General features: G+C 72.6%; 13 protein-coding genes. 4 read left to right on the top strand and 9 right to left on the bottom strand.

The window, feature by feature from the left end; genetic code table 11:
* Positions 1-8 precede the first annotated feature (8 nt).
* Positions 9-1,313 carry an MFS transporter gene (locus AACH10_RS09700; protein ID WP_341410186.1) on the bottom strand — a complete coding sequence of 435 codons (1,305 nt, stop codon included), beginning with the start codon at positions 1,311-1,313 and terminating at the stop codon, positions 9-11.
* A gap of 71 nt (positions 1,314-1,384) precedes the next feature.
* Between AACH10_RS09700 and AACH10_RS09695 the strand changes: the two genes are divergently transcribed.
* The 3 genes from AACH10_RS09695 (at position 1,385) to AACH10_RS09685 (ending at position 4,076) form a co-directional block, all read left to right on the top strand.
* Positions 1,385-2,356 (top strand): AraC family transcriptional regulator, encoded by a 972-nt coding sequence (locus tag AACH10_RS09695; RefSeq protein WP_341410185.1) that lies wholly within the window; start codon positions 1,385-1,387, stop codon positions 2,354-2,356.
* Positions 2,357-2,455: 99 nt separating this feature from the next.
* The gene (locus tag AACH10_RS09690; RefSeq protein WP_341410184.1) at positions 2,456-3,694 is read left to right on the top strand and encodes a hypothetical protein; all 1,239 of its coding nucleotides are present in this window, start codon (positions 2,456-2,458) and stop codon (positions 3,692-3,694) included.
* 97 nt (positions 3,695-3,791) lie between these two features.
* Positions 3,792-4,076: a late competence development ComFB family protein gene (locus tag AACH10_RS09685; protein WP_341410183.1), complete on the top strand. Its 285-nt coding sequence runs from the start codon at positions 3,792-3,794 to the stop codon at positions 4,074-4,076.
* 20 nt (positions 4,077-4,096) lie between these two features.
* On the opposite strand, the gene clpB is transcribed toward AACH10_RS09685, so the two are convergent.
* The 3 genes from clpB to AACH10_RS09670 form a co-directional block, all read right to left on the bottom strand.
* Positions 4,097-6,688, bottom strand: coding sequence for an ATP-dependent chaperone ClpB (gene clpB, locus AACH10_RS09680; RefSeq protein ID WP_341410182.1), 2,592 nt, complete (start codon positions 6,686-6,688; stop codon positions 4,097-4,099).
* Positions 6,689-6,799: 111 nt separating this feature from the next.
* Positions 6,800-8,155, bottom strand: a complete 1,356-nt coding sequence (locus tag AACH10_RS09675; protein WP_341410180.1) for an MFS transporter — start codon at positions 8,153-8,155, stop codon at positions 6,800-6,802.
* An 82-nt stretch (positions 8,156-8,237) separates the two neighbouring features.
* Positions 8,238-9,281: a MerR family transcriptional regulator gene (locus AACH10_RS09670; RefSeq protein ID WP_341410179.1), complete on the bottom strand. Its 1,044-nt coding sequence runs from the start codon at positions 9,279-9,281 to the stop codon at positions 8,238-8,240.
* A gap of 142 nt (positions 9,282-9,423) precedes the next feature.
* On the opposite strand from AACH10_RS09670, the gene AACH10_RS09665 reads away from it, so the two are divergent.
* A complete protein-coding gene (locus AACH10_RS09665; RefSeq protein WP_341410178.1) occupies positions 9,424-9,966 on the top strand; it encodes a hypothetical protein in 543 nt (180 codons plus the stop codon).
* A 23-nt stretch (positions 9,967-9,989) separates the two neighbouring features.
* Here AACH10_RS09665 and AACH10_RS09660 read toward each other — a convergent pair whose 3' ends face one another.
* The 5 genes from AACH10_RS09660 to AACH10_RS09640 all read right to left on the bottom strand — a co-directional run bounded on the left by AACH10_RS09660 (position 9,990) and on the right by AACH10_RS09640 (position 13,820).
* On the bottom strand, positions 9,990-10,490 hold the full coding sequence (locus tag AACH10_RS09660) for a flavin reductase family protein (protein WP_341410177.1): 501 nt from the start codon (positions 10,488-10,490) through the stop codon (positions 9,990-9,992).
* Positions 10,487-10,999: a molybdenum cofactor biosynthesis protein MoaE gene (locus AACH10_RS09655; RefSeq protein WP_341410176.1), complete on the bottom strand. Its 513-nt coding sequence runs from the start codon at positions 10,997-10,999 to the stop codon at positions 10,487-10,489. The genes AACH10_RS09660 and AACH10_RS09655 overlap by 4 nt, the downstream gene beginning before the upstream one ends.
* 48 nt (positions 11,000-11,047) lie before the next feature.
* Positions 11,048-12,085 carry a hypothetical protein gene (locus AACH10_RS09650; RefSeq protein WP_341410175.1) on the bottom strand — a complete coding sequence of 346 codons (1,038 nt, stop codon included), beginning with the start codon at positions 12,083-12,085 and terminating at the stop codon, positions 11,048-11,050.
* A gap of 212 nt (positions 12,086-12,297) precedes the next feature.
* On the bottom strand, positions 12,298-12,549 hold the full coding sequence (locus AACH10_RS09645) for a MoaD/ThiS family protein (protein ID WP_341410446.1): 252 nt from the start codon (positions 12,547-12,549) through the stop codon (positions 12,298-12,300).
* A gap of 17 nt (positions 12,550-12,566) precedes the next feature.
* Positions 12,567-13,820, bottom strand: a complete 1,254-nt coding sequence (locus tag AACH10_RS09640) for a molybdopterin molybdotransferase MoeA (protein ID WP_341410445.1) — start codon at positions 13,818-13,820, stop codon at positions 12,567-12,569.
* Positions 13,821-13,844: the final 24 nt, after the last annotated feature.

Here is a 13,844-nt window from a genome sequence, read left to right as displayed (position 1 = left end):
CAGCCACTTTAGCCGGCCGCGGCGGGCATCCGTGCAGCCTGCAAGCGCAACGCCGCGATGCCACGGCCCACCAGGGCCGCCGAGGCCACCCCGGCGATCAGCGCCCCGGCCGAGACGAAGAAGATCGCATGGGCCTGGCCCGCGTCCATCAGCCGCCCCAGCAGCGGCGCGGCCAGCGCGAAGCCCAGGTCCAGACCCGAGTACACCGTGCCGTAGACGCGGCCGGTGGCGCCCGGGGGCGCGGCGCGCTTGATCAGCATGTCGCGCGAGGGGCCGGCCAGGCCGGTGCCCAGGCCGGCCAGCGCCGCCACCGCCAGCGCTGCCGGGCCCGGCAGCCAGCCGGTGCCCACCAGCACCAGCATCAGGCCGCAAAAGCCCAGGCACAGGGCGATCACGCGCTCCAGCCGCTCGGCCCGCGCGACGATGAAGCCGCCGATCACCATGCCGGCCGCGCCGGCCAGCATGTAGCCTGTGACCACCAGCGCCGTGAGCGACAGCGGCAGCCCGTACATGGCGCGCAGCGCGGGCGAGGCGAAGCTCTGGATGGCCGACAGCGCCACCGTGGTCCAGAAGAAGAACGAGAAGCACAGCCACACCGACGGCAGCCTCAGAAAGGCCAGCGCATGCTCGCCGGCCGGCGCCGCCGCCGCGGGCTTGCCCGGCGCGGCCGGCTTGTCATGCGCCCAGGCGCCCAGGCGGTCGTCGATGGCGTCGCGGTTCAGCAGCAGCACCGCCAGCACCAGCAGCGCATAGACCGCCGCCGCCGCATAGGCCATGCGCCACGAGCCGCTGGCCACCGTGATGCCGCCCAGGAACACCGGCGCCAGCGCCCAGCCCAGGTTGCCCGAGATGCCGTGCACCGAGAAGGCATGGCCCAGGCGCGGCGCCGAGACGCGCTTGTTCAGGATGGTGAAGTCCACCGGATGGAACGGCGCATTGCCCAGGCCGGCCAGGGCCGCCGCCAGCATCAGCCCGCCGTAACCCTGGGCCGAGGCCGCCGCCAGCGACGACGCGACGAAGCAACCCAGCGCCGTGAACAGCACCGGCCGGGCGCCCACGCGGTCGACCAGAAAGCCCGACAGCGCCTGGCCCACGCCCGAGATCACGAAGAACAGGCTGACCAGGAAGCCCAGCTCGGCATAGCTGAGGTGGAAGGCCTCGATCAGCCACGGGAACATCGGCGGCAGCAGCATGTGGAAGAAGTGCGAGCTGCCATGCGCCAGGCCGATCAGGCCGATGGTGCGGGCGTCCTGGCGCAGCGCGCTGGCGCTGGCCAGGGCGGCGGGTGCGGTGGGGGTGGGAGAAGAGCGCATCGGAGGCATCCTAGGTGGCATGGCCGCGGCAGGTTTACGATGAACGGACAAGAACTGTCGAGATCGCGCCAATGCCAGCCGATGCATCCCAGGCCCCTGCCAAGCCGGCCGTCAAGGGCCCCGCCACAGCCCCGCCGCGCACTGCCATCGCACCGCTGACGCCGCAGCTGTATGCGCCCAGCGCCGGGCGCCCGGTGCGTGCCAAGCAGCGCCGGCTCACGCCACAGCAGCAGGTGGTGCCGCACCGCCATGCCTGGGCGCAGGTGGCGTTCTCGATCGAGGGCGTGACGCGCCTGACCGCCGAGAACGGCACCTACCTGGTGCCGCCCTCGCGCGCGCTGTGGATTCCGCCCGGCGTGGAACATGCCGTCACGGTGCTGGAAGACACGCTGATGGTCACGCTCTACCTGCACCAGCCCCCCGGCCGCTGCGGGCCGGGCCGGGCGCTGGACGACGACGCGGCGGCGGCCGACCGGTCCGAGGCCGACACCGCCAGCGCCGACGCCCCCTGGCGCCACTGCCGCGTGCTGGAGGTCAGCGACCTGCTGCGCGCGCTGGCGCTGCAGCTGGACGCCCGCCCCGACGACGCGCCAGCCCCCACCGCCGCCGACCTGCGGCGCGAGGCCCTGCTTAGCGCGCTGGTGGCCGACGAGCTGGGCCGCGCACGGCCGGTGCGCCTGGGTATCGCACTGCCGCGCGACAAGCGGCTGCGCGCGCTGTGCCAGGCGGTGATCGACGAGCCGGCGCGCCACGCCACGCTGGCCGACTGGGCCCAGGGCGTGCACGGCGTGGGCGCCAGCCCGCGCACGCTGGCGCGGCTGTTCCGCGACGAGCTGTCCACCAGCTTCGGCCGCTGGCGCGAGCAGGTGCTGCTGGCCCAGGCGCTGGCGCTGGCCGCGCGCGGCCGCCCGGTGGCGCTGATCGCTGGCGAACTGGGCTATGCCAGCGCCAGCGCCTTCACCGCCATGGTGCGGCGCACCGTGGGGCAGCCGCCCAGTCGCTTCTTCGCCACGAGCCGCGGCGCCGGCCTGCAAGGCTTGTAAGCAGCCGTAGGCGGACACGCACGGGCGCTACATCGCGAAACCAATGGGCAAAGCAGGCTGCCTAGAGTGGGCCGCAACAACAGCCCATGGGAGCACGCGATGATCGAGAGCCTGTTCGGGGACCTGGCCCCGCGACGACTGGACGAGGCCGCCACCCCCTCCGCCGGCACCGTCGGCCGGCCGGCACAGGCCACGCTGGCGCGCGCCGCCGAGGCGCTGGCCGACACGCTGTCGCCGATGGTGGACGTGGTGGTCGACACCTCGCCGGCCGAGGCCATGCGCAGCCATTTCGCGGCCCGGCGCGAGCTGCAGCCCGGCGCCGCACGACCGATGATCACGCTGCTCGACCCCTCGCGCCTGTGGGCGCCGCAGGTGCTGCATGCGCTGTCGGACGCGGCGGCCTGCCCGATCGAGCGGCTGAACCTGCGCGAGCGGGCCACGCTGCGCACGCTGGCACTGATCGAGCGCCTGAGCGTGCCGCGCCGGGGCCTGCCGCCGCTGAAGGTGCTGCACCCCGACATCCGCGTGCCCGGCGCGCCGGCCGAGGAGATCGCCCACGCGCTGGCCGAAGGCAGCGCACTCACCGCGGTGATCGTGGGCACGCTGCAGCCGCATGCGCTGCTGTCGCACCTGCGCGCGCTGCTGGCCGCCACGCGGGCGCCCGGTTGGGCCTGCCCGTGGCTGGTGTTCGTGCTGCCGCCGGCGGCCGCGGCGCTGGGTGCGCGCATCGAGGCCCAGGCCTGGCCGGCCCATGTGCGCGTGCTGGCCGTCACCGAAGCCGAGGGCAGCCCGGCCGGCGTGTGGAACAGCGTGCTGGGTGCCTGGGAGGCCACGCGCGCCTACACCCCGCCCCCCGCGCGCGGGCCCGAGGCGCCGCACGACGGCCACGCCGCCGACCCCCTGGACCGGCACGACGACATCGCGCTGTCCCAGGCAGCCGCCGTGTTGCCATCCGTGTCACCGGCCGCGCTGGCGCGCCTGCTGGCCCCGCTGGCCCGCACCGACGGCGTGCGCGCCTGCGCCATCGTCGACCTGCGCGACGGCGACCTGCTGGCCACCGACTGCCAGAACGCCGGCGCTGTACCCGCGCCGCAGGACCGCCCCGACCTGGCCGCCGTGACCCAGGGCCTGTGCGCCGCACGCCGCGCCCATGCCGCGCTGGCCGGGCTGGCGCAGGCGCCCGACGAGGTGCTGGTCACCGCCGGCCCGTGGCAGAGCCTGCTGCGCGGCCTGCCGGGCCAGCCGGGGCTGGGCTTCGTCGCGGTGCTCGAGCGGGCCCATGCCAACCTGGCGCTGCTGCGCTTTCGCCTGCTCGACGCCGTGCCCCCGGCAGCCTGAGTTCGCGTGTCACCCGCCTGTCAGCCGTGTCACCTCAAGATGCCGGCGGGAAGGCCGATACAGTGTCGATCCCCCGAAGCGCGAGAGGACTGCTCCCATGGATTTCAGCTCGGTGCACAACGTGCACGAAGAGGCGGTGTTCGAGGCCGTGGCCCGGATGGCGCCGCAGTACCCGGCGCTGGCCGACAACGCCGACCTGCTGGCCGACGTGGCCTGCGTGGCGCTCAACCGCATGCAGCCGCGCTACATCCGCCACGCCGCTGACCTGGCCTTCTTCACCACCGTGAAGGAGCGCGAGGCCACGGCGCGCGACATCCACGAGTCGGTGGATTTCGCCTTCGGCTACGTGCAGGCCCGCCACGCGATGGCCGCGCGGCGCTGAGCCGCGCGCCCCTCTGACGCTCAGTGCACCGTCCGGCCGAAGCTGAACTCGCCGCCTTCCACCGTCACCGGCACGGTGTCCTTCGGACCGAAGCGGCCCTGCAGGATCAGCTTGGCCAGCGGGTTCTCGATGCGCGCCTGGATGGCGCGCTTGAGCGGCCGGGCACCGAACACCGGGTCGAAGCCGACCTTGGCGATCTCGCTCAGCGCCTCGGGCGAGACATCGAGCTTGATCTCCATGCGCGCCAGCCGCGCTTCCAGCGCCTGCAACTGGATCTTGGCGATGCTCTGAATGTGCTGCTGATCGAGCGCGTGGAACACCACGGTCTCGTCGATGCGGTTCAGGAACTCGGGGCGGAAGTGCTGCTTGACCTCGGCCCACACCGCGTCCTTGATCACCGGTGACGGCTCGCCGGCCATCGACATGATCAGGTGCGAGCCCAGGTTGCTGGTCATCACGATCACCGCGTTCTTGAAGTCCACGGTGCGGCCCTGCCCGTCGGTCAGGCGGCCATCGTCCAGCACCTGCAGCAGCACGTTGAACACATCCGGGTGGGCCTTCTCCACCTCGTCGAGCAGGATCACGCTGTAGGGCTTGCGGCGCACGGCCTCGGTCAGCGTGCCGCCTTCCTCATAGCCCACATAGCCGGGGGGCGCGCCGATCAGGCGGCTCACCGAATGCTTCTCCATGAACTCGCTCATGTCGATGCGCACCATGTGGTCGTCGCTGTCGAACAGGAAGCCGGCCAGCGCCTTGCACAGCTCGGTCTTGCCCACGCCGGTGGGGCCGAGGAACAGGAACGAGCCGAGCGGCCGGTTCGGGTCGCTCAGGCCGGCGCGGCTGCGGCGGATGGCGTCCGACACGGCCACGATGGCCTCGTCCTGCCCCACCACGCGCTGGTGCAGCTTGTCTTCCATCTGCAGCAGCTTGTCGCGCTCGCCCTGCATCAGCTTACTGACAGGGATGCCGGTGGCGCGTGACACCACCTCGGCGATCTCCTCGGCGCCCACCATCGTGCGCAGCAGCTGCGGGCCCTGGCCGCCGGCCTTCTTGCCGGCTTCCTTGGCTTGCGCTTCCTTCAGGCGCTTTTCCAGCTCGGGCAGCCGGCCGTACTGCAGCTCGGCCACCTTGTTGAAGTCGCCCTTGCGCTTCAACTCTTCCATCTGGAAGCGCAGGCGGTCGATCTCTTCCTTGATCTGGGCCGAGCCCTGGGCCGTGGCCTTCTCGGCCTTCCAGATCTCTTCGAGGTCGGCGTACTCGCGCTGCAGCTTGGCGATCTCTTCCTCGATCAGCGCCAGGCGCTTCTGCGAGCCCTCGTCGTGCTCCTTCTTCATCGCCTCGCGCTCGATCTTCAGCTGGATCATGCGGCGATCCAGCTTGTCCATCACCTCGGGCTTGGAGTCGATCTCGATCTTGATCTTGGCCGCGGCCTCGTCGATCAGGTCGATGGCCTTGTCGGGCAGGAAGCGGTCGGTGATGTAGCGGTGGCTCAGCTCGGCCGCGGCCACGATGGCCGGGTCGGTGATCTCCACGCCGTGGTGCACCTCGTACTTCTCCTGCAGGCCGCGCAGGATGGCGATGGTGGCCTCGACGCTGGGCTCATCGACCAGCACCTTCTGGAAGCGGCGCTCCAGCGCGGCGTCCTTCTCGATGTACTTGCGGTATTCGTCCAGCGTGGTGGCGCCGATGCAGTGCAACTCGCCACGCGCCAGCGCGGGCTTGAGCATGTTGCCGGCATCCATCGCGCCCTCGGCCTTGCCGGCGCCCACCATGGTGTGCAGCTCGTCGATGAACAGGATGATGCGGCCCTCGTCGGCCGACACCTCCTTCAGCACGGCCTTCAGCCGTTCCTCGAACTCGCCGCGGTACTTGGCGCCGGCCAAGAGGCCCGCCATGTCGAGTGACAACACCTTCTTGTCGCGCAGCGTGTCGGGCACCTCGCCGGCCACGATGCGCTGGGCCAGGCCCTCGACGATGGCGGTCTTGCCCACGCCCGGCTCGCCGATCAGCACCGGGTTGTTCTTGCTGCGGCGCTGCAGCACCTGGATGGCGCGGCGGATCTCGTCGTCGCGGCCGATCACCGGATCCAGCTTGCCCGAGCGGGCGCGCTCGGTCAGGTCCAGCGTGTACTTCTTCAGTGCCTCGCGCTGGCCCTCGGCCTCGGCCGAATCCACGGTCTGGCCACCGCGCACCGCGGTGATGGCGGCCTCCAGCGCCTTGCGCGTCAGGCCGTGGCCACGCACGATGCCGCCCAGGTCGGTCTTGCTGTCGGCCAGGGCCAGCAGGAACATCTCGCTGGCGATGAACTGGTCGCCGCGCTGGCCGGCCTCTTTCTCGGCGGCCTGCAGCAGTTGCACCAGGTCACGGCCCACCTGCACGCCCGAGCCGCCCTGCACGCTGGGCAGGGCGTTGAGCGCGGTGTCCATGGCCGTCTTCAGCGCGGCGGTGTTGGCGCCGCTGCGGTCCAGCAGGGCCTTGGGGCCGTCGGGCTGAGCCAGCATGGCGGCCAGCAGGTGGCTGGGCTCGATGTAGGGGTTGTCGCGCGCCACGGCCAGGCTCTGGGCCTCCTGCAGCGCTTGCTGGAACGCGGTGGTGAGTTTGTCGACACGCATGGGATGAATCCTCCGATTGCGGTGGGACATGGGGCCCGCAGCGGGCCTTTCAAGCCTGCACCCCGATCGGAGGCCGGCGCGCGGCGTGACGCCTTGCGCCGGATCAAATCTTCAGGAGGCGGCGGGCGCCGCGGGCGGCGGTGCACCGTCGCGCACCTCGCGCATCGGCGTGGCCACCCAGGCCCCCAGCGCCAGCACCACCAGCGCGCCGCCCCCCACGGTGAACACCTGGGCCGGTGTGGCCAGGCGCATCAGCGCGCCGGTGACGGCACCCGCCAGCGGCACCAGGCCCATGAAGATGAACATGAACACGCTCATCGCCCGGCCCAGCAGTGCGCGCGGCACGCGCTGCTGGATCCAGCTGAACACCGCCACCTGCATGTAGCCGCCCAGCACGCCGATGGCCAGCATCAGCGCCTGGGCCTGCCACAGCGCCGCCACATGGCCCAGCGGCATGAACAGCGCGCCCACGACCAGGTCGATCAGCAGGATGGTGCGGCCCAGCGTGCCCCAGCGCAGGCGCGGCCGCGCGCCAGACAGCAGCATGCCCAGCAAGGCGCCCAGGCCATGTGCACCCAGCAGCGCACCAAAGGCCGCCGCGCCCCAGTGCGGCCGGCTGGCCGCCAGCACCGGCATGGCCACATGCGCCGGCCCCATGATCAGCACCGCCACGGCGGCCCAGTAAAGCAGGCAGCAGCGCAGCGCCGCATCGGCCCAGAAGGCGCGCAGGCCTTCACCCACGGCGGCCCACACCGGCGGGTGCGGCAGCACGGCGGCAGGCCGCGGCCGGCACACCACGCGCGACAGCGTGAAGGCCGACAACGCAAAGCTGGCCGCATCCAGCGCAAAGGCCAGCGCCAGGCCGGGTGCCGGCCCGGTGTGGGCGGGCGTGTCACCCAACCAGGCGATCAGCCCGCCCGCCAGCAGCGGGCCGACAAAGAAGCTCAGCTGCCGCAGCGCCATCATCAGCCCGTTGGCCGGCTGCAGCAGCGCCGGCGCCAGCACCTGCGGCAGCATGGCCGTGGCCGACGGAATGCCAAACGCGGTGGCCACGCCGATGCCCAGCGCCAGCACGCCGATCAGCGGCGCAGTGAGCGCGCCCTGCCAGGCCAGCACGGCCAGGGCCGCCAGCAGCACGGTGCTGGCGTGCTTGCTCCACATCAGCACGCGCTGCGGCGAGTGGCGATCCACCACCGCGCCACCCAGCAGGATCAGCAGCGCGCGCGGCAGGCCGATGGCGGCCATCACCGCGCCCAGCACGGCGGTGTCGCCGGTCAGGCGCATCACCGCCCACGGCAGCGCCACCAGCGTGAACTGGTCACCCAGCAGCGTGATCCATGAGCCGGCCATCAGCCAGCGGAAGTTCGGATCGGCCAGCAACACGCGGCCAGGCGAAGCCGGTGGAGATCCAAGCTTCGCTGACGGCGCCGCGCCCTCGGGCACGGCTGGGGACGAGGTGGTGGACATGTGTGCGCTCCCTGTGCATGGGCCCCGCGGCACGGTGCCGGGGCCATGGGGTCGCACTCTCGGGCCTGACGTGGCGTGAGGGTCAAGCCCCTTGGCCGGCGCCGGGTGGGGCTTCTTCGGCGCACACGCCGGCGGCCTCGGCGGCGGCCACCAGGAAGTCCATCGCCTCGTGCGACAGCCGCACGCCCGCGCGCATGGCGGGCACCTGCACATAGGCGCGCAGCAGGCGTCTGGCGCGGTCGCCGTCGCCGCCAGCGGCCTGGCGCAGCACCTCCAGCCATTGCGAGACCAGCGCCGCCGCCGCCGGGCCATGGGCCGGCACGCCGGCCGCCAGCGCGCCATCCACCGCCTGCTGCAGCGGCTGCACCTGCGCCAGCGCGGGCATGCGGAAGTGCGACAGCTCCGCCCGGGTGAAGTGCTGCTCCCACAGCGCCATGCGCTGTGCGCTGGCCTGTTCCACAAAGCGCACCAGCGGCAAGCCGGGTCCGTCGCGCCGGTGCGTCTGCGGCTCCTTGGCGTACACCTCGCCCCAGCGGCTCATCAGGTCGAAATCACCGCCCATCCAGCGGTGCATCAGGCCCATCCAGCGCTGCACCAGCACCTGCACCTCGGGATCCTCGGGCGGGCGGCCTTCGTCCATCGCGCGCTGCATGGCCGGCACCACCGTCTGCCATTCATCGGCCACGCGCGGCCAGCCGTTCACGATGCGGCGGATCTCGTCGGGGCTGAAATAGCGCGCATAGGTGCTCATCAGCCCCAGCGTGCCCAGCCAGTCGTCCACATCGGGTTGCTTGCCTTCGGCCAGCACCTCGCCCAGCAGCGCGAGCCGCTCACGCAGCGCCGTGGCCTGGGCGATCTGCTGGTCCAGCGCGCGGGTCTGGCGTGCCACGATGGCCGGAAGATCCGACCCATCGCTGGCCAGCAGCGTGCCGATCTCGCCCAGCGGCACGCCCAGGCCGCGCAGCGCCTGGATGGCGTGCAGCCGCGCCACATCGGCAGCGGTGTAGAGCCGGTAGCCGGCCTCCGAGCGCGCCGATGGCGCCAGCAGGCCGATCTGGTCGTAGTGGTGCAGCGCGCGCACCGTCAGGCCGCTGCGCTGCGCCAGTTCGCCCACCTTCAAGGTCATGTTGCGCCGGCTCCCTGATCCGTTGGCGGACGGCCCACGCCGTCCCGGTGGCCATCTTGCACCCTCACGCGGCGTCAGGGTCAAGCGCTGCACACCGGGCCAAAGCAAAGCCGGCGGCAGCGCTTTCCGACACAATGCGCCGGTGGACATCCATCAAATGCAGGTTCGGTACGACCCGAACGCCGATCGCATCAGCTGGCAGGTGCGCACCCGTGGCGGCGAGTTGTTCTCGGTGTGGCTCACCCGCCGCATGGTGCAGCGGCTGTGGCCACCGTTCCAGCAGCTGGTGACGCGCATGGAGCTGGCCACCCAGGTGGCGCCCACCACCGTGGTGCACCCCGAGGCACGCGAGATGCTGGCCCAGGCCGCGCGCGAGCGCCCGCTGCCCATGGCCGACTTCAAGACCCCGTTCAGCGCCGAACCGGCGGCCGAGCCGCTGGGCGCCGAGCCGCTGCTGCCGACCTCCATCGACCTGGGCTCGGGCGACCACGGCAAGGGCCTGGCCATCCGCCTGCGCGAGGCCGCCGGCCGCAGCCTTGAACTGCGCCTGAACGACGACCTGTCCACCGCGCTGATGCGCCTGCTGGACAAGGCCGTGCAGGCCTCGGAATGGGGCCTGGTCACCGCACCGGTGGCCGTGGAGCCGCCCCCCGTGGCCGGGCCGGCACCGTCCAGCCTGAACTGAGCGCCGCCGGGCTGACCTGGCACCTACAGCGTGCCGCTCAGGCCGTGGTAGTGGCTGCCGTGGTAGACCAGCGGCTCGGCCTCGGCGCGTGAATCCAGCCGCAGCACGCGGCCGATGAACAGCCGGTGGTCGCCGCCATCGTGCACCACCTCGGTGGCGCATTCGAACACCGCCGCGGCATCGGCCAGCACCGGCGCCAGGCCCAGGCCGTCGGCCCAGTCGCCCTGCGCGAACTTGTCGGGCTCGGGCGACGCGAAGCGCCGCGACAGCGGCAGCTGCGCCTGGCCCAGCACGTTGACCGCCCAGTGCGACGCGGCCTCGAAGGCCGGCAGCAGCGCGCTGGCGCGGCGCAGGCTCCACAGCACCAGCGGCGGGTCGAGCGACAGCGCGGCGAACGAATTCACCGTCAGGCCCAGCGGTGCACCGGCGGCGTCGCGGCAGGTGAGGATGGCCACGCCGGTGGCGTAGCGGCCCAGGGCCTGGCGCAGCGCCTGCGCCGTGGGCGCAGCGACGACCGGGCTCACACCGGCGCGCCCGGCACGGCGGCCTGGCTGTTGCCGGCCGCGATGCCCCAGCGGGCCAGTGCCTCGTCGTCGGTCACGCGGGCGTCCACCCAGCGGGCGCCTTCGGGCGTGGTTTCCTTCTTCCAGAACGGCGCCTGGGTCTTCAGGTAGTCCATCAGGAACTCGCAGGCCTGGAAGCTGCTGCCGCGGTGCGCCGAGCTCACCACCACCAACACGATCTGGTCGCCGGGCTGCAGCGGCCCGACGCGGTGGATGACGCGGGCGTCACGGATGTCGAAGCGCCGGAGCGCCTCGTCGATCATGGCCTCGATGGCGCGCTCGGTCATGCCGGGGTAGTGCTCGAGCTCCATCGCGCTCACCTCGCCCGGCGTGCCGCTGTTGCGGTCGCGCACGGTGCCCACGAAGCTGGTCACGGCGCCCACGCCCCCGTCGCCGGCACGCAGGGCGGCCACCTCGGTGGACAGGTCGAAATCGTCGGTCTGGATGCGCACGCGGGCCGGGGAACTCATGGGCCCGGATTGTCTCATCCGGCCCCTGCCCCTGGCCGGCGCTGCGGCTCAGGACGGCTTGCGCGCCGCCTGCAACTGGGCGCCGAAGCGCGCGAAAGTGGCGCGCGTGGCCGCCAGCACCTCGGCCTCGTAGCGCTGCGGGTCGGCGTTCAGGCGGTACTCGCCGACGGCGGAGTTGCTGCTCAGCAGGCCCAGCGCACGGTTCAGGCCGCCGGTGTTGTCGGCCTGCTTGCTCACCGTCTCCACCGTCAGCAGGTCGGCCGGCAGCAGCAGGTGGCGGTCCAGCCGCACGCGGGCGGCGGCACGCTCGCGGCGGAAGGTGAAGCGGGTGACGTCGCGCGCGATCCGCGGCAGAGGCTCCACCTTCACCGAGGCGCCGCCCGACAGCAGGCCGCCCGAGGTCTTGACGATGGCCAGCGGCACCGTGACCCGCACCTTCAGCAAGTGGGCGTCCAGCGCCTTGGCCAGGTTCCACTCGGCCCAGCGCGCGCCGGTGCTGTTGCCGCCCAGCAGGCTGCCCATCGAGCGGTATTGCTCGCCGCGCGGGTCGGGGTCGCGGTTGGACTGCATGAAGCTTTCCTCGTCATCGCTGTCGAACAGCACCGGCAGGTCGCGCGGGCTGAAGGCCCAGCCGCCATAGCCGGTGAACTTCTCGTCCTCCACCGGCGAGGGCTTGCCGGCCTCCTTCAGCTTGGCCCAGTCGGGCTGGGCAGCCAGTTCGGCATGCGGCACCACCTCCAGGCCGGCCGCCTGCACCACAGCCAGCACCTCGTCGTACAGCGCATCGGTGATGCGCTGGAACTGCGCCACGCCCGGCCCAGCCAGCCGCACCGACGACTTGGCCGAGGCCCCACCGTAGAAGCCGCCCGACACGGCCGATCCGTCCTGCCGGTCGATGAACTGCACCACCAGCTGGGTGATGGCCACGCGCTTGACCTCGCCCAGCAGGCGCGGGTTGTCCAGCGCCACCATCGCGGGCTCGAGCGTGTAGGTGGCCGGCGCGGGCTGCGCCCAGGCGCTGGCGCCGCTGATGACACAGGCGATGGCGGACAGCAGGGCACACACCCGCCGACGGTTCGGAACCATGAACAACGCTCCCCGGACGCCCCGGCGGGCGCCGCTCGGCCGTCCTGGCTGGACTGCCACGGCCCGGACGGCCAAGGGGCGCGGCAGCGCGGCCCCGCTGCGGCGCCGCTGCCGGTGTACGCCGCAAACGCCGGACATACGGCTCAGCCCGGCCCGGTCCGGTGCGGACCGGCCGGGCTCGGCCAGGCGCCGTCAGCCGCCGTGAGCCGCCGTCAACCGCCGGTGACGGGCGGGAAGAACGCCACCTCGGCGCCCGCCGGCACGGCGGTGGCCTCGTCGGCCATCAGCTGGTTCAGGGCACAGCGCAGCGCGCGGCCGCGGGCCAGCACCTCGGCATGGGCGCCGCCGCGGGCGATCAGCGCATCGCGCAGCGCGCCCAGCGTGCTGCCCTCGGCGATCTCGACGGACTCGCTGGGGCCCAGGGCCTCGCGCAGCGAGGCGAAGTAGCGGACGGTGATGTGCACGGTGAGGGAAGGCATGTTCAAGCGCCGATCAGGCTGGCGAGCAGCAGCACGCGCACGCGGTCGCCACGCTGCACCACCTGGTTGGCCGGCAGGTCCACCAGGCCATCGGCCCACACGGCCGAGGTGAGCACGCCCGAGCTCTGGTTGGGAAACAGTTCCAGCCCGCCGTCGGCGTTGAAGCGCGCGCGCAGGAACTCGCGGCGCTTGTCAGGCTGGGGCCAGTCGAAGTCGGCGCGCGCCTGCACGGCCGTCGGCAGGGCCGCCGGACAGCCCTGGATGGCGCGCAGCACCGGCGCCACCGCCAGCAGGCAGGTGACGAAGCTGCTGACCGGGTTGCCGGGCAGGCCCATGAACAAGGCCTCGCTGCCCGCGTCATCACCGCGGCGCACACCGCCGAAGACCAGCGGCTTGCCCGGCTTCATCGCCACCTGCCAGGCCTCCAGCCAGCCCTCGGCCTTGACGGCGGGCTTGATGTGGTCTTCCTCGCCCACCGACACGCCGCCGCTGGTGAGGATCAGGTCATTGCCCTGGGCGGCGCGGCGCAACGCCTCGCGCGTGGCGGCCAGGTTGTCGGGCACGATGCCCAGGTCATCGACCTCGCAGCCGGCCGCCTGCAGCAGGCCACGCAGCGTGAAGCGGTTGCTGTTGTAGATGGCGCCGGGCTTCAGCGGCTCACCGGGCATCACCAGCTCATCACCGGTGGAGAACAGCGCCACGCGCGGGCGGCGCCGCACATGCAGGTTGGACGCACCCACCGATGCAGCCAAGCCCAGTGCCTGCGGCGTGAGCCGCTGGCCGGCGTGCAGCACCTCGGCACCCAGCATCACGTCCTCGCCACGGCGCCGGACCCACTGGCCGGCGCGCGGCGGCACGTCCACGCGCACGCTGCCCAGTTCTGAACCCTTGGCACCGCTGTCATCCGGAATGGCCTCGCACTGCTCCTGCATCACCACCGCATCGCCGCCGGCCGGGATCTGCCCGCCGGTGAAGATGCGCGCCGCGGTGCCGGGCTGCAGCGGCTGGCCCACATGGCCGGCCGGGATGCGCTGGCTGACCGGCAGCACCGTGCCGGCGGCCGGCACATCGGCCGCGCGCATCACATAGCCGTCCATCGAGGTGTTGTCGGCCGGCGGCACGTCCAGCGCCGAGACCACCGGCCGCGCCAGCACCCGGCCCAGCGCATCGAAGGTGCCGACCTTCTCGGTCTCGGCGATGACGCGGTCCTGCGCCACGGCCAGCAGGCGCTGCAGCGCCTCGTCCAGCGTCAGCATCGTCGGGCGCGGCGGGTTGGCGGG

The organism is Pseudaquabacterium inlustre (genome assembly GCF_038066595.1).
GTDB classification, from domain to species: Bacteria; Pseudomonadota; Gammaproteobacteria; order Burkholderiales; family Burkholderiaceae_C; genus Pseudaquabacterium; species Pseudaquabacterium inlustre.
Note: the sequence above shows the minus strand (reverse complement) of the source record. Positions and strands in the feature narration are given on the sequence as shown.

Bases quoted from the DNA above. Each gene is read 5' to 3' on its own strand.
- AACH10_RS09700 (WP_341410186.1), bottom strand. From the start codon at position 1,313: ATGCGCTCTTCTCCCACCCCCACCGCACCCGCCGCCCTGGCCAGCGCC.
- AACH10_RS09695 (WP_341410185.1), top strand. From the start codon at position 1,385: ATGCCAGCCGATGCATCCCAGGCCCCTGCCAAGCCGGCCGTCAAGGGC.
- AACH10_RS09690 (WP_341410184.1), top strand. From the start codon at position 2,456: ATGATCGAGAGCCTGTTCGGGGACCTGGCCCCGCGACGACTGGACGAG.
- AACH10_RS09685 (WP_341410183.1), top strand. From the start codon at position 3,792: ATGGATTTCAGCTCGGTGCACAACGTGCACGAAGAGGCGGTGTTCGAG.
- clpB (WP_341410182.1), bottom strand. From the start codon at position 6,688: ATGCGTGTCGACAAACTCACCACCGCGTTCCAGCAAGCGCTGCAGGAG.
- AACH10_RS09675 (WP_341410180.1), bottom strand. From the start codon at position 8,155: ATGTCCACCACCTCGTCCCCAGCCGTGCCCGAGGGCGCGGCGCCGTCA.
- AACH10_RS09670 (WP_341410179.1), bottom strand. From the start codon at position 9,281: ATGACCTTGAAGGTGGGCGAACTGGCGCAGCGCAGCGGCCTGACGGTG.
- AACH10_RS09655 (WP_341410176.1), bottom strand. From the start codon at position 10,999: ATGAGTTCCCCGGCCCGCGTGCGCATCCAGACCGACGATTTCGACCTG.
- AACH10_RS09650 (WP_341410175.1), bottom strand. From the start codon at position 12,085: ATGGTTCCGAACCGTCGGCGGGTGTGTGCCCTGCTGTCCGCCATCGCC.
- AACH10_RS09640 (WP_341410445.1), bottom strand. From the start codon at position 13,820: ATGCTGACGCTGGACGAGGCGCTGCAGCGCCTGCTGGCCGTGGCGCAG.